Annotated in this window: 21 protein-coding genes; 15 read left to right on the plus strand and 6 right to left on the minus strand. The window is 41.5% G+C overall.

All coding sequences use genetic code 11. From position 1 onward, the window contains the following. Positions 1–545 precede the first annotated feature (545 nt). The 3 genes from RMY31_RS35830 to RMY31_RS35840 form a co-directional block, all read right to left on the minus strand. Complete coding sequence (locus tag RMY31_RS35830; protein ID WP_322660410.1) at positions 546–1,310, minus strand: MinD/ParA family protein; 765 nt, start codon at positions 1,308–1,310, stop codon at positions 546–548. A gap of 86 nt (positions 1,311–1,396) precedes the next feature. Beyond that, on the minus strand, positions 1,397–1,696 hold the full coding sequence (locus RMY31_RS35835; protein WP_322660412.1) for an ArsR family transcriptional regulator: 300 nt from the start codon (positions 1,694–1,696) through the stop codon (positions 1,397–1,399). 12 nt (positions 1,697–1,708) lie between these two features. After that, complete coding sequence (locus RMY31_RS35840) at positions 1,709–3,334, minus strand: CHASE2 domain-containing protein (RefSeq protein WP_409879635.1); 1,626 nt, start codon at positions 3,332–3,334, stop codon at positions 1,709–1,711. Between the two features lie 635 nt (positions 3,335–3,969). On the opposite strand from RMY31_RS35840, the gene RMY31_RS35845 reads away from it, so the two are divergent. The 7 genes from RMY31_RS35845 (at position 3,970) to RMY31_RS35875 (ending at position 8,660) form a co-directional block, all read left to right on the plus strand. Further along, entirely contained in the window at positions 3,970–4,791 is an 822-nt protein-coding gene (locus RMY31_RS35845; RefSeq protein WP_322660416.1) for a DUF928 domain-containing protein, read from the plus strand. 131 nt (positions 4,792–4,922) lie between these two features. Next, positions 4,923–5,576, plus strand: a complete 654-nt coding sequence (locus RMY31_RS35850) for a MotA/TolQ/ExbB proton channel family protein (RefSeq protein WP_322660418.1) — start codon at positions 4,923–4,925, stop codon at positions 5,574–5,576. Between the two features lie 187 nt (positions 5,577–5,763). After that, positions 5,764–5,970, plus strand: coding sequence for a glycogen debranching protein (locus tag RMY31_RS35855; RefSeq protein ID WP_322660421.1), 207 nt, complete (start codon positions 5,764–5,766; stop codon positions 5,968–5,970). A 330-nt stretch (positions 5,971–6,300) separates the two neighbouring features. Next, complete coding sequence (locus RMY31_RS35860) at positions 6,301–6,849, plus strand: methylmalonic aciduria and homocystinuria type D protein (RefSeq protein WP_322660423.1); 549 nt, start codon at positions 6,301–6,303, stop codon at positions 6,847–6,849. 510 nt (positions 6,850–7,359) lie between these two features. Then, a complete protein-coding gene (locus RMY31_RS35865; protein WP_322667155.1) occupies positions 7,360–8,301 on the plus strand; it encodes a DUF3445 domain-containing protein in 942 nt (313 codons plus the stop codon). Positions 8,302–8,336: 35 nt separating this feature from the next. After that, positions 8,337–8,489, plus strand: a complete 153-nt coding sequence (locus tag RMY31_RS35870) for a hypothetical protein (protein WP_322667134.1) — start codon at positions 8,337–8,339, stop codon at positions 8,487–8,489. Between the two features lie 21 nt (positions 8,490–8,510). Beyond that, a complete protein-coding gene (locus RMY31_RS35875; RefSeq protein WP_409879639.1) occupies positions 8,511–8,660 on the plus strand; it encodes a hypothetical protein in 150 nt (49 codons plus the stop codon). Here the strand turns inward: RMY31_RS35875 and RMY31_RS35880 are convergent. Further along, a complete protein-coding gene (locus RMY31_RS35880; protein ID WP_322667157.1) occupies positions 8,657–10,528 on the minus strand; it encodes an SUMF1/EgtB/PvdO family nonheme iron enzyme in 1,872 nt (623 codons plus the stop codon). The two genes, RMY31_RS35875 and RMY31_RS35880, sit on opposite strands and share 4 nt — an antisense overlap. Before the next feature lie 135 nt (positions 10,529–10,663). Further along, positions 10,664–11,728, minus strand: coding sequence for a potassium channel protein (locus RMY31_RS35885; protein WP_322667135.1), 1,065 nt, complete (start codon positions 11,726–11,728; stop codon positions 10,664–10,666). Positions 11,729–11,875: 147 nt separating this feature from the next. On the opposite strand from RMY31_RS35885, the gene RMY31_RS35890 reads away from it, so the two are divergent. Beyond that, on the plus strand, positions 11,876–13,156 hold the full coding sequence (locus RMY31_RS35890; RefSeq protein WP_322667137.1) for an aspartate aminotransferase family protein: 1,281 nt from the start codon (positions 11,876–11,878) through the stop codon (positions 13,154–13,156). Between the two features lie 107 nt (positions 13,157–13,263). On the opposite strand, the gene RMY31_RS35895 is transcribed toward RMY31_RS35890, so the two are convergent. After that, the gene (locus RMY31_RS35895) at positions 13,264–13,650 is read right to left on the minus strand and encodes a hypothetical protein (protein ID WP_322667139.1); all 387 of its coding nucleotides are present in this window, start codon (positions 13,648–13,650) and stop codon (positions 13,264–13,266) included. A gap of 357 nt (positions 13,651–14,007) precedes the next feature. Between RMY31_RS35895 and RMY31_RS35900 the strand changes: the two genes are divergently transcribed. From RMY31_RS35900 to RMY31_RS35930, 7 genes are all read left to right on the plus strand, one after another. Beyond that, positions 14,008–14,223, plus strand: coding sequence for a hypothetical protein (locus RMY31_RS35900; RefSeq protein ID WP_322667141.1), 216 nt, complete (start codon positions 14,008–14,010; stop codon positions 14,221–14,223). Further along, positions 14,180–16,273 (plus strand): bifunctional metallophosphatase/5'-nucleotidase, encoded by a 2,094-nt coding sequence (locus RMY31_RS35905; protein WP_409879644.1) that lies wholly within the window; start codon positions 14,180–14,182, stop codon positions 16,271–16,273. Before RMY31_RS35900 ends, RMY31_RS35905 begins: the two co-directional genes overlap by 44 nt. A gap of 17 nt (positions 16,274–16,290) precedes the next feature. Further along, entirely contained in the window at positions 16,291–16,566 is a 276-nt protein-coding gene (locus RMY31_RS35910; protein ID WP_322667145.1) for a hypothetical protein, read from the plus strand. Continuing rightward, the gene (locus tag RMY31_RS35915) at positions 16,566–16,913 is read left to right on the plus strand and encodes a GNAT family N-acetyltransferase (RefSeq protein WP_322667147.1); all 348 of its coding nucleotides are present in this window, start codon (positions 16,566–16,568) and stop codon (positions 16,911–16,913) included. Before RMY31_RS35910 ends, RMY31_RS35915 begins: the two co-directional genes overlap by 1 nt. Before the next feature lie 19 nt (positions 16,914–16,932). After that, complete coding sequence (locus RMY31_RS35920) at positions 16,933–17,715, plus strand: class I SAM-dependent methyltransferase (protein ID WP_322667149.1); 783 nt, start codon at positions 16,933–16,935, stop codon at positions 17,713–17,715. Positions 17,716–17,780: 65 nt separating this feature from the next. Next, complete coding sequence (locus RMY31_RS35925) at positions 17,781–18,470, plus strand: SAM-dependent methyltransferase (protein ID WP_322667151.1); 690 nt, start codon at positions 17,781–17,783, stop codon at positions 18,468–18,470. Positions 18,471–18,708: 238 nt separating this feature from the next. Next, the gene (locus tag RMY31_RS35930) at positions 18,709–20,385 is read left to right on the plus strand and encodes a glycosyltransferase family 4 protein (protein ID WP_322667153.1); all 1,677 of its coding nucleotides are present in this window, start codon (positions 18,709–18,711) and stop codon (positions 20,383–20,385) included. Positions 20,386–20,663: the final 278 nt, after the last annotated feature.

The following is a 20,663-nucleotide window of genomic DNA, read 5'->3' on the forward strand; positions in this document are numbered from 1 at the left end:
CTGATTGGGTGACTTTAGTTATACTAATTCGGAATTCGTAATTAAGAAAGTCAAGCTCTATTTGGGTTTATACATGCTTGTATCTGTTGCATTCTTTTTGAAAATTGGTATTATTGGTCAATATTTGAGAATCAAATGATTACTCTTGCCTTCATTCCTTTATGGCTGAACAACTTTTCGGCGATAACCATACTTCAACTTGATTGCATTTATAGTTTTATGCTGAAGTCATAGAAATTTTGCAACCCCCCTAGGAGTGAATTTTTCAAACTTCAAAAAATGGTATTTCTCAGCGTCGTAACTCTAAATTTAGCTGTACTTACCAAACTTGCGATCGCTGTAATAAATACAATCGGTTGAATGGGTTTGGCTAAATGTTTTTGAAAGCCAGTTCGCAGCGCTTGCCCTACCCCTGCTCTTAAGCAAGCTACGCGCAGCAGCGACCTTAGGAGAAGGCTAGCCGCCTGACGGACTGCTCACCTCACAGAATGGCTTTGGAGGTACCCTCCCGCAGAACTATCTCACTTTGTCTTTCTTATTTCCCCTTACTTCTGCATAATCATCTGGGCAACTTTTTCCATAACCTGACTGAAGGGATGTTCTGGGTGGCGCAAGCAGAAAACATCGCTACTTGCTAATTGCATCAATTCTTCTGCTACTGGCAAAATACCAGCTACAGGTGCGTTATAAGTCTTTTCTACCTGTTGCTGCAAAGCATCAAAGTCTAGTGCTGGTAATGCTTTGTTGATTAAAAGTAACATTTTTGGTACTTCCAACTTGCGGGCTACCTCAACTGTCACAGCAGTACCTTGAAAATCTTGGCGATCGGGACGTAAGATAAGAACTAAAATATCAGAGATGACGATTGAGAGCAAAGTCTCTTCGTTTAACCCTGGATGAGTATCAATAAATAAGTAATCTAAGTTTAGTACATCAAGCAGTTCTTGAAAGCCTTCATTGAGCAGATTAAAATCAAATCCTTCTCGCAGAACTTTGGTAATATCTCTAGCTTTAATACTAGAAGGAATTAGGTAAATGCGGCTATTTGCCTTTCCTGTTTTACCTAAAATCGAGCTGACATCATAGGCAGTCTCTTCAATATTACAGCGTCCCCAAAGATAATCGTTAAGTGAGTATTTCATTTTCTGCTCATCAAAACCAAACAGAACGTGAATACCTGGAGATTGAATATCAGTATCAATAATGCCAACCCGATGCCCATAGCGAGCTACTATTCCAGCTAGGTTAGCCGTTGAATTCGATTTGCCTGTACCACCCCGAAATGAGTGAATAGATACAATTTTTGACATAGATTAAATTGTTGACTGATTATCAACCACCACAAACAGGAACATTTATTTCTTTAGAATTGCCCATAAGATTAAAAAATAAAAATTTAAAGTTTGTTCCATATATTTTTATTAAGTCTGCTTTTCTTTTTGCTGATAAGATGAGGTTGATAGTAAACCACATCGCTATTTTCATTTGATTCCTGAATAATTCCTTGGAAAATCAGAGTCTCTAAATGTTTCTGTACAATTTCTTTTGCCAGATTTGTATGAACTATAACTTCCTCTAAAGTCACTTTTTTCTGACGAATTATCAAAGTAAAAATTTGCCGTTGTTCATCAGGCAAATTAATGGCATCTGCCAGGCCTTCTTGTGCTGATAATTCCTCAAAGTCTTGGTGATTCATATTTATTATCCTTTAACTTCCTTTTAGTCTCTTAGCTCGACGCTGTAATTGTTCTAAGTATTCTATTTCTTCCTGTTCTTCAACAGTTTCTTGTATCTGTTTTGCTTCTATGTTGTTAGCATCAGTACTATTTTCTTGTGTGTTGATTTGATTGCGTTTGTCACGCACCTGTTGCAAGTAATCTACTTCTTCTATTGGTTTTGTGGGTTGAGAATTTTTAGGGATATCAATTCTTTCTTCAAGACTGAGATTATGAGACTCTAAATTGTCGGTAACAACAGGTGCGATCGCTGTTTGCGAAACTTCTTTGTTATCCCGATTCCGCAAATCCTTGGCTTTTTGCTGTAATTCCAAAAAATAATCGCTTTCTGCGATCGCAGCTACTTCTGCATCCTTTTTGGCTTCGTCAATCTCAATGTTGATTTTCAGGAAGCCTTTAACTGTCTTGACAATTGTGACGGCGTATCTATCTATCAACGCTACACCAACAGCAGTTGCTAATAGTCCTAGTGCTGGCGGTACTAGAGGTATCCACCCAGCTTGGAGAATGATTATATATGCACCTCCGAATAAAATGGCGATCGCTACTCCACCACCTAAAATCAATAGCCAAGGTTTGCGAATCCGCCACGCCAAAAATCCTCCCACTAGTGACCAGGCAAATATCCACAAACTTTCTTGTCCTTGATTCCAATACCAAAAAAGCGATCGTTTATCCAAAACTGCACTCAATATCTGACTGGCATTTTGTACGTGAACTACCACGCCAGGCATTTTTTGGCTGTCTTCGGCTCCTCCACTATAAGGTGTGTAAAAATTATCTTTAACAATTGCTGCTGTATAGCCGAGCATCACAATCTTGTCTTTAATCAAAGGCGGATCGACTTTATCTGCAAGTATGTCGCTAAGTGATACTTGCTTGGCTGCATTCCTCGCAGAACGGTAGTTGAGCAATATTTGGTAATCCCCGATAGCGGTGTGGCGATAACCTGCTGCATTTGGCGATAAACGTTTAAGAACAGTAGATCCAAGTTTTAATTCTCCAGATTTAGTCAGTTCTGGCTCAATTCCTTGCCCTTGCAAGTAACGCACCACCATCTGAAAACTCAGGGATGGCAGTTGATTTTCTGAATTGACATAATTGCAGATATGTTCATTGGGTGCTGGCAGTTTCGAGGCTTGAGGAACGGAAATCACCATACCTTGCCGGACAATTCCACCAGCGTCTACGGGAAAATCGGCAACTCCAACGCGGTCTTCTGGTATGCCTGGTGCCGCCGCGATTCCGGGAGAGTCGGCCTTACTAATTGAACATGCTGCTACAATGCGATCGCTATCAGATAACCGCTTTACTAACTCTGCGCGACCTGCTGCTGGCCCTTGTGGGACATCTCTTAAAATATCTATACCAATTACACGCGGTTCATGCTTCTCTAGTTTCGCCAAAACCTCTGCTAAAGTCCCATCTTGAATCGGGTACTCTTTGCGTGTCTGAATATCTAAGTCATCGATACCAACTACTAAGAAGCGTTTGTCTGGGCCTTCATCGGGACGCATTCTGATTAGCCCATCAAAAGCAGCCAACTCTAGTCCTTCTAGACTACCTAGCACCCGCAATCCAACTATTATGCCAGTCATAGCTAGGCTAGTAACAATTACAGTCCCGCCTACAGTCAAGAACGAACTAAGCAATCTTTTGTTTTTCACTTGATATAAACATTTATTAATTTTTAAAATTTCCCAAAGCAGATAACAGCAGTTAGAAAGAATTTGCCAAGCTAAAATTCAATTTCACGATGGTTGGGCGCAATCAAGCATCACATTTAGGGTAATGGTAATCAGTATGCCCAATCAGTTAGTACAGCGTTTGATTAAGTCGTAGCAAATTCTCTTGGGAAAGACTCCGCCTTTCTCTGCGTTTAAAAACGTTACGATTCCAAGCAAAGCTGTACTTAGGTAAGGTTATAGCACTTATCCTGATTTTTTTACTAATTTTATAAAAAATACTCATAGTGATTGTACTGTGACAAACTAAATTCAAAATTTAATTAATTTATACAATTTATGTCTGTAAAGAGGAACTATCCTAAAAATGAGCAAGTCCTTGAAATGCAGAGTGTAACTAGTTTTTTCATTCTGCTAGGTGCAAAATTGTCTGTGGCGTATTTGCGTCAACGCCAAACGAAAAGTTAAGAGACATTGCCAGCAACAGATGTGTCCATTAATTACAAACTTGATTATTTTGAGCTACAGGTTAATTATTGTAAAAAATTATGCTTAAAAAAACTTTAATCTCGATCGCACTAGGCTTAACCCTATCTACAGATTTATCGCTCGCGACTGTGGCAGCAATAGCAATACCCTCAGATGCAATTTCACAACAAGTTTCTCAGGGTTCACAACCAAGATTTACACCGCGCCGCCGTTCCCTGTTACGATTCAAAGTACCTAGTATTAGAGGTTCTCGTAATCTAGAAGCAGGAGCAGCACGCGGCGAATGCAGTCCTCAAGTTATAAGTGCAGTTATACCCCCAAAACCTGCAACGATGGCATCTAATGACCTACCCGTGCAATTAACAGTAAGCGATCGCCCAACATTTTTTGTGAATGTACCCCAAACTTCCGCAAAGCAAGCAGAATTTTTGTTGCGGAATGAAACAGGAGAAAAAATACTCTTAAACAAAATTGTGCCTGTAACTGTCAGCAAAGGCATTATGAGCTATACCTTACCTGCCGATTTTCCAGGATTACAAGTTGGACAGAAATATAGTTGGCGCTTTTCCCTACTTTGCGATCCTACTGGAGGCGATCGTAGTGGCGATGCGATCGCCAGTGGCTGGATACAACGAGTGCAACCAATTGCAACAGTAGCTACACAGTTGCAGACAGCAACCCAGAGACAGCGCGTGTTGATTTATGCAGACAACGGTTATTGGCACGATACACTCAAAACTTTAGCTGATTTACGTGCGACAAATCCCAACGATTTGACCTTAGTTCGTGATTGGGTAGACCTTTTAAAATCAGTAGGCTTAGATGCGATCGTCAACCAACCCTTAATTCAACTCAACACTGCCACAGCTGTCAACAGATAAAAAAGTATCGATTGGTAAGTTGTCAGTAGTCAGTTATCAGTTGTTATTTTCCTTGTCCCCCTTGTCCCCATTGTCCTCAATCCCCATCTGTTAACCTAGGTGTGCATTATCGAAGAGTTGAAGAAAAATAGATGGCAATTGGTAATTTGTTTGCAGCAGGTGGCGTTGTCATGTGGCCTCTGCTGGGGTTTTCGCTGCTAGGTGTGGCGCTAATTATAGAACGTGTCATATTTTGGGTGAAGATAAATAGTCGGCAAAATCGCATTGTGCGAGATGTGCTAAAGCTTTACCGCCTTGACAATGTAGTTGGTGCTTTGGATAAATTGCAGGCAAATACTGATTTACCTATGTCCCGGATTTTTCTTGCTGCTTTAGAATTGGAGGAGCCAACGCCTGAAGAATTTCGCTTAGCATTAGAAAGTGAAGCGCAAGCCGAAATACCTATACTCAAACGCTTCCAAAATATTTTTGAGACAATTGTTGGTCTTGCACCTCTTTTGGGTCTTCTTGGCACAGTTTTGGGATTAATTTCTTCCTTCGCCTCCCTAGATATTGGTGATGTGGGAGGTACTAAAACCACAGGTGTCACGGCTGGGATTAGTGAAGCTTTAGTATCTACAGCATCAGGATTAGTTGTAGCTATCTTTACACTCTTATTTGCTAATACCTTTCGAGGACTTTACCAGCGTCAAATTGCTTGGATTCAGGAATATGGTGGACAGTTAGAATTACTCTACCGTCGTCGCTATGAAAGAGGGGATAAATCCTATACACCTTCCACATAAACCCAATATCCTAACTCAGAGCAACATTGTGTCCGCGATTGCTGTGATATTTGCGATTGGTTTACAAGTCAAATTTTTGACCTCTAAAACCCTAAGAAAAATACATTATTTCAATTCTTATCTCTAATGATATAACTCTTAAGAGATAAACTCTAAAATGAAACATCACTTTTTGAGAGGATACTCCATGAGCATTTGGGTAAATGAGCAAATCGATCCGTCTGGCATGATTTATGCCTGTATAGCCTGTTGTAATGAGTCTCAAGCCAAAGATTGTCATGAGTCGTTTCAGAAAAATTTGACCGAGATCCAAAGATCTAGCGGTTGGATAGCACGATTGCGGATAGTCGATTCTTGGGATGAAGTTCCAGTTAATGCTTTAAAACTCGATTAATTTTGTAGTATCCAACGACGGTAAAAAGGCAAGCAAGGGAGCCACTGCGGTGGACGGGTTTCCCGGCATAGAGCAAGTGGCGTGGAGCAGGGGAAGAAAAATTACAACTGACAACTAACTATTGCCTCCTACTTTGGAAAGTGGTAGCAGCAAACTCTATCAGTATTGGTTAATAAACGATAAAAATGAGATTAAAAATTTACACTTTATTGAAAATGGCTTTAAAGAAACCTCACTTCTAACAAAAATTTGATGATTTGTATGAAGTATTAAGAGTTATCATCGATCCGAAGGAATAAATTAACAACTTGCAAAAACCGAATTAATGTAGTGAATCCTAAAACTTGCATTTCGGAGCAAGGCTGTCCTATTAATTTGGTTGGCAAAACAGGACAAGCGGTTCAAATTTCAATTCATCGTCCTAGTCACTATATCTGTGCCAACCGCGAACGGATATTACCAGACTGGAAACAGCAAGCTTTTTTATGGGTTGTGATTGTCTTGCAACAATCACGATGTCAATTAGTAGAATGTACGGCAGAAATAGAAATAGAGAAAGAACGCCTACGAGAAAAGTTTATGAGATTTGGCTGCGATCTAGCATTTAATTTGCGCGATCGCAGTTATTTAGCAGACCTCATAGACCCCCGCACTGGCTATCCTTTACTTTCCCATCCGGGAGCAATTCCCCACAACGACACAGCCGTGGTGAAAGCTTTATTAAAATATCCTGTTATTAAAAACAAATGTTGCGTGCTAGTGCATCCTATCTGGGGTACGGCAGTTTATCCCAGCGTTTTGATATCAGAAGCACCACCATTCATTATTGAATCAATCGCTAAAGATATAGCACCTATGCATGGATGGAAAGAAGGATAGGGGACTTGGGAACGCGGAGAAACAAAGACGCGGGGACACGAAGACATCCAAAATTGGTATTAAGTAGGTCGGTGTGAATATTTATCGTTGAGACAAGGCAGAAGGCAGAGGGCAGAAGGCAGAAGGGAAGAGGGTTTGAGCTAAGTTTACTTTTCGTTATATAATTATGTTTATTTGCACCTTTCTACTTAGTCATCAAACAGGTGTTCTTTAATGAAGCGATCGCGTATTAATTTATGATCCATTTTTCAGTTGAAAAATCAGGATATCATGTACAAGAGTTACGCTAAGACGCATAAGTAATCGGACAGAATTAATTACACAATGTCATTGCGAGTGCAACGAAGTGAAACGAAGCAATTGCAAGGGTTTGGGATTGCTTCACTTTGTTCGCAATGACAGTAAATATTTTTGTCCAGCTACTTAGCACAAACTGTTCCTGGAGATAACTTATTTGTGGAAGCTCAGATAGTTGAAGTCTCTAACAGTACTGCTTGCTACTTCCCCTTGATGAGTGGACGCTATGAAGTTAAGCCGGGGATGATGCCTTTCGGTATTTGCTTGGGTAATGGTCAGGCTGACCAGCAGGTATTTCAAATTGATGACAATTTTATACATTACCGTCAGGCTAAACTTTTGGCTCGTGCCGAACGGTTGAGTAAATATTACCAGACGTGTAACTATTCTAAAGCTGTGGCAGGGGCGATCGCTCGTTTAATTATTAATCGCCTCACCCAAGAACACCCGCAATATTTTGACTGTCAAAAGTTAACAGCTAACACGCTGAAATTCCACAGTCAACTCACCCAAGAAACCCTTTACTTAGATGCAGACTGGCAGTTACAGCAAGTCCAGGGTAGTCAAGTTGTTCCAGTTTACGCCTCTACCCTCGATGCTTTAGCAACGCAGATACAAGAAGACCTGACAGTTATTTGTCGTGGTAGCGATGGTAGTAACTGGTTGAGCGCATTTCATCTGTGCTATCCCAACCACTGGTCTGCGGAGGAGAAAATTGGTACAGACTTTGCGACGATACACGCACCTGTGGCAGGCATGGAAAAAATAAATCGGCGCGCAGATGCGATCGCTCATACAATGATTACCCAAAAACCGATGGTTCGCTTTGCTTGGGGTTTGAGTACCGACACCCGCCTCAACCACCATCCCGAACCACCGCCTGATATTTCAGTTAGTCAGTGGCAGGGTAGAAGCTTTGATCTCCAACATCCCAAGCTTTATCTGCGAATTGAGCGCCAAGTAATTTGGGGACTGCCAGAATATGAAGCTGCGCTGTTTAGTATTCGTACTTACTTCAGAGATTGTACTGTAATTAAACAAGACTCAGTGTTAAGGTCTAAGCTGCATACTGCAATTCAGTCAATGTCGCTAGAGTCACTGCTCTATAAGGGTTTGGTAAAGAGTAAAGCTAGTATTTTGGAGTGGTTGAGCTAGGCGTAAGGTATCAAAAGATGTGTTAAAACCTAGTAATGAATATAACCCAGCCTAATTACATCGCAATTCGCCTAGCCCAAGCCTCCCCTGCTTCCCCTGCTCCACGCCACTTGCTCTATGCCGGGAAACCCGTCCACCGCAGTGGCTCCCCTGCTTGCCAAATTTTGGGTGATATCAAGTCTGGCTAATTAGTTATAATTCCCAAATCTATGCAGAAAGCCCAAAAACCCTTCCTCTCTGCCCCTCTGCCCCTCTGCGGTCTTAATGATAAATCTTTAACCGGACACGATATTAGCGGTGGCATAACGCATCTTCATCAGGCGATAGGTTATCGTAAAGTGCAAAATATAGGCTACTAAGTCCGAGTACCAGAACACGCAACTCGAAAACCATAATTGCTGTAACTGCTGCCTGCATCATAGATAAGACGAAACGCCGAACGGCAAAGCTTAGGACTGTAGTACCAAGAACCGCCCCGCAGCATACGATAATTATCATCACTCATCCAAGCACTACCGTCTGTTGGTGCTGCATTATAATTTTTGTGCCAGCCATCCTGACACCATTCAAATACATTACCATGTATGTCATATAAACCAAAGGCATTTGGTGAAAAATTTTCCACATCTGTTGTTTGTTTACGAAATTCTCCTTTAGGGCCCTCATTATAATTGCCTGGATACAATGTCTCCTGATAATTCCAGTCTGTTCCTCGATAATTTGCTAAATCAGTCGTAATCGTTTCGCCAAAATAAAACGGGGTAGTCGTTCCTGCCCGACAAGCATATTCCCACTCTGCTTCGCTAGGCAAGCGATAGCTCTTTCCAGTCTTATTAGATAATCTGGCACAAAATTCAATTACCTCATCCCAAGACACTCGCTCAACAGGTCGATTAGTCCCTTTAAAGTTCGATGGTTGGGAGTTTAAATCAATATTGACCTTGGAAAGTGAAGCAACAACTGTCCATTGACTCTGGGTAACTGGAAATTTCCCCATGAAGAAAGGTTGAATGGTGACATTGTGCTGTGGACTTTCATCACTATCTCGTTCTGGTTCATTCTCAGGCGAACCCATCAAGAATTTCCCGCCAGGAATTGCAACCATCTCTAGAATTACGTCATTGCTCAAGTCTTCTTTAAAAAACTTGGCTCGTTTACGACTGCGTTTAATTTCATGGGTTTTTCCCAAACCAAGCAATCCTGTTGATTTTACTGTTATGGTGGCAGTATCGAACTCAAAGGGCAGAGTCTGAATATTTGGAGAAGATTCTGGTACAGAAATTGGCGTAGATGATTCTGTTGCTGTTTGTTTTTGTAATTCTGCTTGCTGCCTTTGATATTCTGCTCTTTCTCGCTCTTGGCGTAATCTTTGTGCTTCCTGCTGTTGCTTTTGGGCTTCGGCTTTCTTATTTAGAAACGCTACATCGTCATCTTTTATCTTGTAGTATTGCTGCAATTTCTTCAAATCAGCTTTAGCTTTTTCTCCTAACGGATATCCTTGTGCATCTACTAACTTGGTAAAGATTTGCCTGTATTTATCTAGATTTTCTTTGTATCTCCCGTAAGGTTCTAATACTTTGTCTCGGACTGTACGAGCTTCTTGATCGGTTAATTCTAGCTTTTCCTGTAAATCTTTCAATATTTCAGATTCTACAAAAGAAATCTCACCATCAGCTGCAAATTCTTCAGCTTGCTGGCAGTACTCAGCTATGGCAGCTTCTTTTCTTGCAAGCGTGAGTTTTTGTTGACGCTTTTCAATGAGTTGCCCAGCAGCAGCCCTAATTCCCTGAGCTACATTTGCAAAGGCATCATCTCGATTAGTCCAAGATGTAATAGGTTCGGCATTCTTGGGTAAAGATTGCAGTTTAGCAAATGGAGTTTCACTCCAATCAACCCTTCGCAGAATAATTGGAATAACACAAGCTTCTCCAGCATTGTGACGTTCTATTGCTGTGGTGACTTCAATCTCCCAACAATAATTGGAAGCAATAAAGTCTGAACTTATAAGCAACAGAATAATATCGGCTGTGTTTAAATTTTCATTAATCTGGCGATCGCGCTCCTCTCCTGCTAGTATTTTGCGATCGTGCCAGCTGGATATTACGCCCTGCCGTGTCAAGATACTGAGGTGATTTGCTAATTCATCCCGTAGAGCTTCGTCTTTGTAAGAGTAAGAAAAGAAAAGCTTTAACGATAACTCTGGAATTTTGCGTTTTGAGAGTAGGATAAATTACGCTTGTAACAAATTATAGTATTTTTGCCGGATTTGCCTGACAAGCCGTCTTGAGAATGGGTGTAGGGGTGTAAGGGTGTAAGGGTTAAGGGGAAAGACATTTTCATCTAATCCCAATGCTTTCAAAACTCAACCATTTCTAGGCTTACGCAACTTCTGAGAACGAATTGGCCCAAGAAGTTGATTAAGGTCACGCAGTTGTTCAGCTGTACCCATGCAAATCAGCGTATCTCCTGGCATTAAAACTGTTTCGCCAGTGGGACCGCCAATGAGAGTACCATCGTTGCGACGAATAGCCAGAACTAATGCGCCAGTTTGCGATCGCAGCTTGGCTCTTTGCAAAGTTTGACCTACAAAGGGACACAAAGCAGGGTCAAGTAAAAATTCTTCCATATACAACTGGCGGTCTGCACCTGTTAAAATTCCATCCACAAAGTCTAAAACTTGCGGTCTGAGTGCTGCGGCTGCCATCCGCCTACCCCCAGTAATATAAGGAGAAATCACCGCATCTGCACCACCACGCTGTAACTTTTGCAAAGCTTCTTCTGTACTTGCCCGTGCGATCGCTCTAATTCCCGGATTTAGTGTTTTTGCTGATAAAACAGTGTATAAATTTTCTGCATCTGAAGGTAGTGCCGCAACGATACAAATTGCTCGTTCGATACCAACCTTCAAAAGGGTATCATCTAATGTGGCATCACCTTGGTATACTGTGTAACCCTCTACTTGCGCTCTTTGCACGGATTCTATCTCAGAATCAATGACGACAAAAGGTACGCCTTCTGCGCGAAATTCCTTGGCGATTTGCCGACCAGTTCGACTAAACCCACAGATAATGTAATGTTCTGATAGAGATTCCATTAACCGCCTCTGTTGCTGTAGTCGAATTCCTTGTTGAAAGTAGCCTTGAATTACTGCTTCTGTAAATCTGTTGACAATATAACCAATATTGATCACACCCAACAAAATTAGGGCAATGGTAAACAACCGTCCTCGGTTACCAAGTGGGTGTGTCTCTCCATATCCTACGGTAGCCAAGGTGATGACTGTCATGTAAGCTGCATCTTCCCATGACCAACCCTCTACTAGGGAATACCATAAAGTGCCAATGAGGAAAACACCACCAAGAGCGATCGCCCCGGCCATTAACTCTTTTTGAATACGTTGATATTTTTGCTCAAGAGTCGAGTACAAAGTTTTTCACCACCGCCACACGTTTGAAGATATCTGAGCGTTAACCTAAGAGAAAGTATGACCTGCGGTAAAGTAAGAAGAAATTTCCCAGAATTTCTAGGAAACTAGTAAGTAAGTATACGATGAAAAATTTCAGGAGGCGCGGTAGTGAGCATACAAACTCTAATTGAGCAAGCCACCATCCCCCCGTCAGGTTCTGTGTCATCTAGCCCTTTTGATGCCGACAGCTTCGATGAAGCTGTCATGTCAACTTATGCCCGGTTTCCCTTAGCTTTAGAACGGGGTGCTGGTTGCCGGGTTTGGGATACACAGGGTCGGGAATATCTAGACTTTGTGGCTGGAATTGCCACTTGTACCCTAGGTCACGCCCATCCAGCTATGGTGGAAGCAGTGACACGCCAAATCCAGAAACTGCACCACGTTTCTAATTTGTACTACATTCCCGAACAAGGCGAACTAGCCCAATGGATTATTCAACATTCCTGTGCCGATCGCGTATTTTTCTGCAACTCTGGAGCTGAGGCCAATGAAGCGGCAATAAAACTAGCTAGAAAATATGCCCACACAGTTCTAGACATTGAAAAGCCTATTATTCTCACAGCCAATGCAAGTTTCCACGGACGGACTCTGGCAACGATTACTGCTACAGCACAACCAAAGTATCAAAAACATTTTGATCCCTTGGTTCCAGGTTTCCACTATGTAAATTACAACGATATCAGCGCGGTAGAAGCGGCAATTAGCGAGTTGGATGAAGGGGATTACCGCGTGGCGGCAATTCTTATAGAACCATTGCAGGGAGAAGGTGGCGTGCGTCCGGGAGATGTTGCTTACTTCCAAAAACTGCGGCAGATTTGCGATGAAACTGGCGTTTTATTGATTTTCGATGAAGTGCAAGTTGGTATGGGGCGCAGCGGCAAGTTATGGGCTTACGAACATCTCGGCGTTGAACCGGATATTTTCACCAGTGCCAAGGGCTTAGGCGGTGGTATCCCCATTGGGGCAATGATGAGTAAAAAATTCTGCGATGTTTTCCAACCAGGGGAACACGCTAGCACCTTTGGCGGCAATCCCTTTGTTTGTGGCGTGGCACTTGCTGTCTGCCAAACATTGGAACGGGAGAATATTTTGCAGAACGTCGAAGCACGAGGCGAACAGTTGCGAAATGGGTTAAAAGCGATCGCCGCGAAATATCCTAATTATATTTCTGACGTGCGGGGTTGGGGTTTAATCAATGGTTTGGAGTTGCAAGCAGATATTCAGCTAACCGCAGCCGATGTGGTTAACGCTGCCATCAAGGAAGGCGTATTGCTTGTACCAGCCGGGCCAAAAGTTGTCCGGTTTGTCCCACCGCTGATTGTAACAGAAGCAGAAATAGATACAGCCTTGGCAGCTGTTGAGGAGGCGATCGCCACTTTCACCAAATAGGAGTGAAGGGGAAGGGAAAGAGAAAGAAAAAGGGAAGGACTTGAGCTAATCTATCCTCTTTTTTCCCCATCTGCTTTATTCCTTGTCTTCCCTTACCCTTCAAATCCTTATTTACTTATGACATTTTCAACAGCTTCTTTCGCTTTTGTAGCAAGATTTTTTTGAGAACCTGATTGTTTTTCCGCTTTGAGATTTCTTTCATAAGCCTTCTCTATAGAATTAAGGCTTTCTCCATCTTTTACTGCTTGTTCATAAGCTTCTTGTCGATCTTCTTCTTGAATACCGACCCCAGGATCGTATTCGTTAGCGCGGTTAATCTTCTCTTCTGAATTTGGTTTATATTCTGGAGGTACCAGCTTCAACTCTTCAAGTGTCGTTGCATAGCTAGCCTGCTGAACAATGAACAAACCAGACAAACCAGTAAAAATCATCAAGCTAAAAATCAAAATGCTTGAGACGAATGCTTGCTTGAAAGTTATTAGAATTTTTTGCATAGAAAAACCTTCCTAATTGACTGTGACAAGCCTTTATCATCCAGAATGTAGATAACAAAATACAAGGCTCACAGGCATCCTAAGTGTTTAGGTACAGTTCTTACTTCTACCAAAAGATATATTAATTTATACTCCGTATATCACATAACACTCAAATTATAGAACTAAGTATTGTCAATGCAGTTCGCTAAAGTTTATTTGTCAAAAGTTTCTCCATCAACTCGAATTTAATAAGCAAAAAGGCATATTGCTTTCTCAAATCCCAGTTTGCTTTCTCAAACCCCAGTTTGCTTTCTCATTTCAGTACATCGCGCACTCCTTTTGTTGGAAATTCAGCATTAACTTAGAGGTGGCTTAATGAGTAAGACGTTGTATTTTGTGCGACATTGCCGAGCAATGGGGCAAGAACCCGATGCTATATTGACAACACAAGGACATCAGCAAGCGATCGCGTTAATCGATCTGCTGTACAATCGCAACATTGACTACACAAAAATTGTTTACCACTACGTGAATTCTATAAGCAAGCATGTCTACTTTAAATTTCAGAGTTCGTTGGTTGAGTCAGCTTAATACTCTTGATTTAAGTATTGTACAGATACGTTTGCTAGTTATATTTGGTATTTTTTGCTTACCAGGAACCACTGCTAGTCTGGCGCAAGTCAGAACCGCACCTAAACCTAGTTTCACACTGCAACTATTACACGCTTCCGATCAAGAAGCTGGCGTTCCGGCTTTGGAGGATGCACCAAACTTTTCTGCGGTGCTGAATGCACTCAAAAATCAAGATGCTAATCGCGACGGGAAACCCGATTATCCGAATACCTTAATTCTCTCATCTGGAGATGCTTATATTCCCAGTCCCTTTTTATTCGCTAGCGATACAGTATTTGGTGGTCAGGGAAGAGGTGATATTTTAATTCAAAATGCCCTTGGTTTTAGCGCGATCGCTTTTGGCAATCACGAATTCGATTTAGGTACAACCGTTGTTGCAGATTTAATCCAAGCCAAAGAAAATTACCCTGGTACAAAATTCCCTTATCTCAGCACAAACTTAGACTTTAGCACTGATAAAGACCTTGCCAAATTAGTTACAGAAGATGGGCAAGAGGCGAGTAAAATTCCTAATAAGATTGCCCGTAGCACTATCATCACTGTTAACGGAGAAACAATTGGTGTAGTGGGGGCGACAACTCCCACGCTAGCGACTATTTCCTCTACTGGTGGCGTGACTGTGTTACCTAAAAAATTTAATGACAAAAATGCCGCAGATATAGCCGCTTTAGCTGCGGAAATTCAAACTTCGGTTAATACGTTGCTGATAAAAAACCCAGAGATTAACAAAGTCATTTTGCTAACACATATGCAGCAAATTGCTATTGAATTAAAGCTGGCTGAGTTACTCAAGAACGTAGATATTATTGTCGCTGGTGGTTCCAATACCTTGTTAGCAGATAAGACAGACCGTCTGCGAGTAGGCGATCAGCCTGCTGGAACTTATCCCATCCTCAAAAAAGCAGCAGATGGTAATCCCATAGCCATAGTCAATACTGATGGTAACTATCGCTATGTTGGTCGTTTGGTTGTGGATTTTGATAGCAAGGGGGTGATTATTCCCAAAAGTATTAACTCTAAAATTAGCGGTGCTTACGTTACTGATTCCCAAGGTGTAGCAGCTGTCAGGGGAAAACCAGACCCTAAAATTGTCGCCATTACAGCTGCACTCAAAAAAGTGATTATTGCCCAAGACGGTAAGATTTTTGGGAAAACTAACGTCTTCCTCAACGGTTGGCGGGGTGATGTCCGCACACAAGAAACCAATTTAGGTAATCTCACAGCCGAAGCTAATTTAGCGATCGCCAAGCGTTACGATCCTCAGACAGTCATCTCCATCAAAAATGGCGGTGGTATGCGTGACAACATCGGCGTATACACCTTTCCAGCAGGTTCCACTCGTCCAGAAGATGTACTCAAATTACCACCCCAAGCCAATCCCACAGCAGGTAAAAAAGAGAAAGAAATTTCCCAACTTGATATTGCCAATGCACTGCGGTTTAATAATGGTTTAACACTTGTTACCTTGACCGCCGCAGAATTATTGGCAGTAATTGAACACAGTGTTGCAGCCGTAGTGCCTGGTGCTACACCCGGTAGTTTTCCCCAAATAGCGGGATTAGCCTTTAGCTTTGACCCCGATTTACCAGCAGGTAAACGTGTTAGATCGTTGGCTATCAAAGACAGTAAAGGCAAAATCATTGATGTAGTAGTTAAAAATGGCCAGTTAGTGGGTAATTCAACTCGTACCTTCCGCACTGTTACCCTCACCTTCTTGGCAGGTGGTGGAGATGGCTATCCCTTCCCCAAAGAACAAGTTGATTTGACATCAAAAGATACCGATCCCAGCAAGCGCACAGGTTTAGCCACCTTTGCCCCAGATGGTTCCGAACAAGATGCACTTGCAGAATATCTAGCTACTAACTTTAAACAGGTTCCATTCGCTCAAAAGGATGTGCCATCCGCAGAAGATAGCCGGATTCAAAACCTCAAATACCGTAAAGACGTAGTGTTATTAAACTCATTAATCGGTGGTAGAAAGTCTTCTAAATTAAATAAAAAATCCTAAGGAATTTTGCTTTTATTATGCCAGCAATAGAAACATTATCTACGCCTCGCATGATTGGCGATCGCTTACAAACCAAACATCTCGATTGGCTTTGCATTATGCATCAAGATCCTAAAGTTATGGCAACTTTGGCTGGTGTTCGTTCCAATGAGCAAACAAAGCTATTTCTTCAAGAAAATCTAACTCATTGGGAGCGTTACGGATTTGGTTTATGGATGTTTCGAGACAAAATTGGTAATCGTTTTGTTGGTCGTGGCGGTCTTCGGAATACTCATACCATTTCCCAAAAATAATGATACAGATCCAAACCCAGAAACCTAGACTAAATGGGACTTTCTTAATTACGAATTACGAATTACGAATTACGAATTGGTATCACATAGCTGGTAACGATGAGGTAGAGTTAGCTTACTCCCTGGTGGCAGAATTTTGGGGAAAAGGATTGGCAACAGAGATGGGTGAGGCAATCTTAAAAGTAGGTTTTGAGCAAATAGGCTTACCAGAGATAGTTTGCTTTACCATGACAACCAATTTTGCATCACAACGGGTTATGCAAAAACTGGGTTTTCAATACGAACGCGATATTGTCCATGCGGATTTACCCCATGTATTTTATCGCCTGAAGGCTCCAGCAAAGTAGTTGATTTAAAGTTTTGAAAATGCCTATCTATGATTCCATTGGTCAACAATATACAAAAACTCGTGTTCCTGACATGCGGATTGTCAATAAGTTAATCGACCTGCTCAATCAGCCCCAAAATAGTATTATCGCTGATATTGGCGCTGGTACTGGTGGTTACAGTCGAGCGATCGCCAACCAAGGATATTCTATCTACGCTGTAGAACCTTCATCAGTTATGCAGACACAAGCAGTAGAACATCCTCAAGTCCAATGGTTGGCTGGCTATGCAGAGGCTCTCCCTTTACCAGATAAGTCTGTTGATGCAGTCATAAGTATCTTGGCAATTCATCATTTTTCTAACTTAGAAACAGCCTTTCAGGAAATGCATCGAGTGATTAAATCAGGTGCGATCGTTTTGTTAACTTTTGATATTAGATTGGCTCAAAAAATCTGGCTCTACGATTACTTTCCTTGGCTTTGGGAAGATGCACTACGATTCCTTCCACTCAATGAACAGATAGAAATGATTCAATCAAATACCCAAAGACGTGTTGAAGCATTTCCTTTGATGTTGCCCTACGATTTATCCGATTTGTTTGCCGCAGCAGCTTGGAGACGACCTGAATTGTATCTTCAGCCAGAGGTGCGTGCGGGAATATCTTCTTTTGCTTTAGCTAATGCGAGTTTAGTTGAACCAGGAGTGAAGTCACTCGCCGCAGATTTAAGTAATGGTGAATGGGAAGTAAAGTATGGAGATATCCGCAAAATAACAGAGATTGATGTAGGTTATCGTTTTTTACGTGCAACAATTGACAATTGATACTAATTATTCCAAATAAGGCTATAGATGTGTAGTATTTTTGGCAGATATTGAGGTAAATTCTGATGGCGATGATTTTAGATAAAGTCGTTCCTTTTGGCAGGTCAATGGATGAATATGTAAAAATATTCAATTTAACAGATGCAGATTTAAATAAAAAAATTATTGGTATTGGGGATGGCCCTGCAAGCTTTAATGCAGAAATGACACGTCAAGGTAAAAGTGTAGTTTCTGTCGATCCACTGTACCAATTTTCTAGTGCTGAAATATTACAAAGATTTAATGAAGTAGTTGATAATATTATTAACCAAGTGAAAGCTACACCCCATGATTGGGTGTGGAGCTACCATAAATCTCCAGATGATTTGCGACGCAATCGAGTAAAAGTCATTCAAGAATTTCTGCCTGATTACGAGAATGGCAAAAATAGCAATAGATATGTAATTGGCCAATTACCAAATTTAGAATACCAAACCCAAGAATTTCAAATAGCTCTTTGTTCGCATTTGTTATTTTTATATTCTGACCAATTCGATTATAATTTTCACTTAAAATCTGTAAATGAAATGCTGCGTATCGCTCAAGAAGTGAGAATATTTCCGCTTCTGACTTTAATGTTGAAACCTTATCCACATTTAGATGGAATTATAGAATATTACAAAGCCAAAGGTTACAAAGTAAATATTGAACAAGTTGAATACGAATTACAACTTGGTGGCAATCAAATGTTGAAGATCGCCAGAGATGTCATTTGAATACTAGCTTGGTATCAGCTTTTGGACGCTTCATCTGTTGCAACTCATATTCCGAAGCTTAACTTTTAGCACCATAATTTTGTGTAAAAATACACTGTTATCAGCAGCAATTGATAAGTAGCCGTCATGAACTACATACACCAGGACAGATGAAAAAACTTTCTTTCCTTCTGCCATCTGCCATCTGCCCTCTGCCTTTTTCAAGTCAGCTTGGTTGATTCAATCCAACAATCTTAATATGAATAACACTGCCGCAATTTTATACAAAAGAGATGGTTATGATACTTCTGGGAAAAGACTCCTAGGTCGTCAAGCTGCGGGTGAAGGGTTTCTCAGAGCTTTAGTCCAACATGGAACGGCTGATTATCTGTATTGTTACGCAGATAGCCAGACAGAATTCGCTGAATTTTGCCACCGCATTCAACCTTGGATGAAACGTTCTCGTCAAGTGCAATGGTTACCCACCAGCAATCATCAGTTACTTGCACAAGCAGGGACAATTTATCACCCCGATCCCCTACTATCTAAAGTTGCCTGGATTAGAAGATTTGGCGAGCAACAAGGATATAGTATCTGTGGAGTGACTCATACTATTGCAAGTACAGGAGTCATGGAAGGCATTGGTGATTTGCTGATTGCACCTCTTCAGTCTTGGGATGCTCTCATTTGTACCTCTGTTGCAGTGAAGACTGCTATTGAACGTCTTCTCAATACTTGGGCTGAATATTTAGCTCAACGTACAGGTGGCAAACCTAATATTGATATCCAACTGCCAATTATCCCTCTGGGTATTGATTGTGATGCTGTTGACCACGGCGATCGCAGTACGAACATCAAAAGAAGTCTGCGTCAAATACTCGGCATTCCCCAAGATGAGATTGTTGTGCTGTTTGTCGGCAGATTGTGTTTTTATGCTAAGGCACACCCTGTACCGATGTATTTAGCTTTGGAAAAGGCAGCACAAGCGACCAAAGCCAAAATACATTTTGTGCAGGCTGGTTGGTTTGAAGATGAAAGAGAGGAAGTCAGCTTTAAAGCGAGCGCTCAGATGTTTTGTCCATCAGTCAATTGTATTTTTGTCGATGGACGTAAACCAGAAATTCGTTCGGGAATCTGGTCTGCCGCAGATATTTTTATTTCTTTAGTAGATAACATTCAAGAAACCTTTGGACTGACACCAATTGAAGCGATGGCAGCTGGTTTACCTGTAATTGTCTCAGATTGGAATGGTTATCAAGAGTCTGTGCGTCATGAAATTGATGGTTTGCGAGTTCCCACGCTGATGCCTGCACCAGGGTTGGGGCTAGATTTAGCCTCTGGATATCTTAGCGATCGCTTGAATTATAGTGCCTATATTGCTCATTCATCAATGGCAATTGCTGTCGATATTGATGCGGCATCAAGAGCATTAGTAGAGTTGATTGTTAATCCCGAACTGAGAAAGCGCTTAGGAGAGAACGGACGACAGCGGGCGAGGCAAACTTACGATTGGAAAGTTGTAATTGCAAGTTACGAAAATCTCTGGCAGGAATTAGCAGAAATCCGGGCTACTGCATCAATTTCTACACCAGTTCTACCAAGTAGACCACCTGCACCTTTGTGTGACGATCCTTTTAGGTTGTTTGCCCATTACACCAGTACAATACCCGCTCAAAACCTAGTGCTAACACTTAGTACTATGAGTACACCAGAGCATTTGCAACAACTCCGGCAAAATTGGATTACGAATTTTGGTGCAGACATAAGAAGCACGAATTCTACTATAGATGCGGTCTTAGCTGCGATCGCACAACACGGTTCAATTTCAATTGAAACAATTCTCAGACAACATCCAGATGTCTCTCCCACACTTTTACTTCGCACTCTTATATATCTAATAAAATTTGATGTGCTGCGTGTTGAAGGTTCATCGTGAAGAAGGCAGAGGGGCAGAGGGGCGGAGAGGCAGAGGGGCAGAGGAGAGAATTCTTAAATAATTTCTCTGTGTCCCGTTGTTCCCTAATCCCCTCATCTCCTCCTACCTCTCAAAGTAATAAGTAATCGGACAGAATTACTGGACTTTGGACTAAAAGGCTAGAGAAAAGCAGTCAGTGTTACTGCTGACTGCCGTAAAGTCAATGAAAGTAATCGATAAATCATTGACGTGATGATCCTGACACAACTAGAAAAATTCCGCCAAGCTATCTACGATTG

The organism is Dendronalium sp. ChiSLP03b, from assembly GCF_034531165.2.
Taxonomy (GTDB): Bacteria; Cyanobacteriota; Cyanobacteriia; order Cyanobacteriales; family Nostocaceae; genus Dendronalium; species Dendronalium minutum.

What these genes read in the sequence shown, in the direction of transcription:
- RMY31_RS35850 (WP_322660418.1), top strand. Translation starts at nt 4,923, where the DNA reads ATGGCAATTGGTAATTTGTTTGCAGCAGGTGGCGTTGTCATGTGGCCT.
- RMY31_RS35930 (WP_322667153.1), top strand. Translation starts at nt 18,709, where the DNA reads ATGAATAACACTGCCGCAATTTTATACAAAAGAGATGGTTATGATACT.
- RMY31_RS35845 (WP_322660416.1), top strand. Translation starts at nt 3,970, where the DNA reads ATGCTTAAAAAAACTTTAATCTCGATCGCACTAGGCTTAACCCTATCT.
- RMY31_RS35900 (WP_322667141.1), top strand. Translation starts at nt 14,008, where the DNA reads ATGAGTAAGACGTTGTATTTTGTGCGACATTGCCGAGCAATGGGGCAA.
- RMY31_RS35840 (WP_409879635.1), bottom strand. Translation starts at nt 3,334, where the DNA reads ATGACTGGCATAATAGTTGGATTGCGGGTGCTAGGTAGTCTAGAAGGA.
- RMY31_RS35920 (WP_322667149.1), top strand. Translation starts at nt 16,933, where the DNA reads ATGCCTATCTATGATTCCATTGGTCAACAATATACAAAAACTCGTGTT.
- RMY31_RS35910 (WP_322667145.1), top strand. Translation starts at nt 16,291, where the DNA reads ATGCCAGCAATAGAAACATTATCTACGCCTCGCATGATTGGCGATCGC.
- RMY31_RS35855 (WP_322660421.1), top strand. Translation starts at nt 5,764, where the DNA reads ATGAGCATTTGGGTAAATGAGCAAATCGATCCGTCTGGCATGATTTAT.
- RMY31_RS35895 (WP_322667139.1), bottom strand. Translation starts at nt 13,650, where the DNA reads ATGCAAAAAATTCTAATAACTTTCAAGCAAGCATTCGTCTCAAGCATT.
- RMY31_RS35875 (WP_409879639.1), top strand. Translation starts at nt 8,511, where the DNA reads ATGCAGAAAGCCCAAAAACCCTTCCTCTCTGCCCCTCTGCCCCTCTGC.
- RMY31_RS35830 (WP_322660410.1), bottom strand. Translation starts at nt 1,310, where the DNA reads ATGTCAAAAATTGTATCTATTCACTCATTTCGGGGTGGTACAGGCAAA.
- RMY31_RS35915 (WP_322667147.1), top strand. Translation starts at nt 16,566, where the DNA reads ATGATACAGATCCAAACCCAGAAACCTAGACTAAATGGGACTTTCTTA.
- RMY31_RS35925 (WP_322667151.1), top strand. Translation starts at nt 17,781, where the DNA reads ATGGCGATGATTTTAGATAAAGTCGTTCCTTTTGGCAGGTCAATGGAT.
- RMY31_RS35870 (WP_322667134.1), top strand. Translation starts at nt 8,337, where the DNA reads ATGAATATAACCCAGCCTAATTACATCGCAATTCGCCTAGCCCAAGCC.
- RMY31_RS35865 (WP_322667155.1), top strand. Translation starts at nt 7,360, where the DNA reads ATGAGTGGACGCTATGAAGTTAAGCCGGGGATGATGCCTTTCGGTATT.
- RMY31_RS35905 (WP_409879644.1), top strand. Translation starts at nt 14,180, where the DNA reads ATGTCTACTTTAAATTTCAGAGTTCGTTGGTTGAGTCAGCTTAATACT.
- RMY31_RS35835 (WP_322660412.1), bottom strand. Translation starts at nt 1,696, where the DNA reads ATGAATCACCAAGACTTTGAGGAATTATCAGCACAAGAAGGCCTGGCA.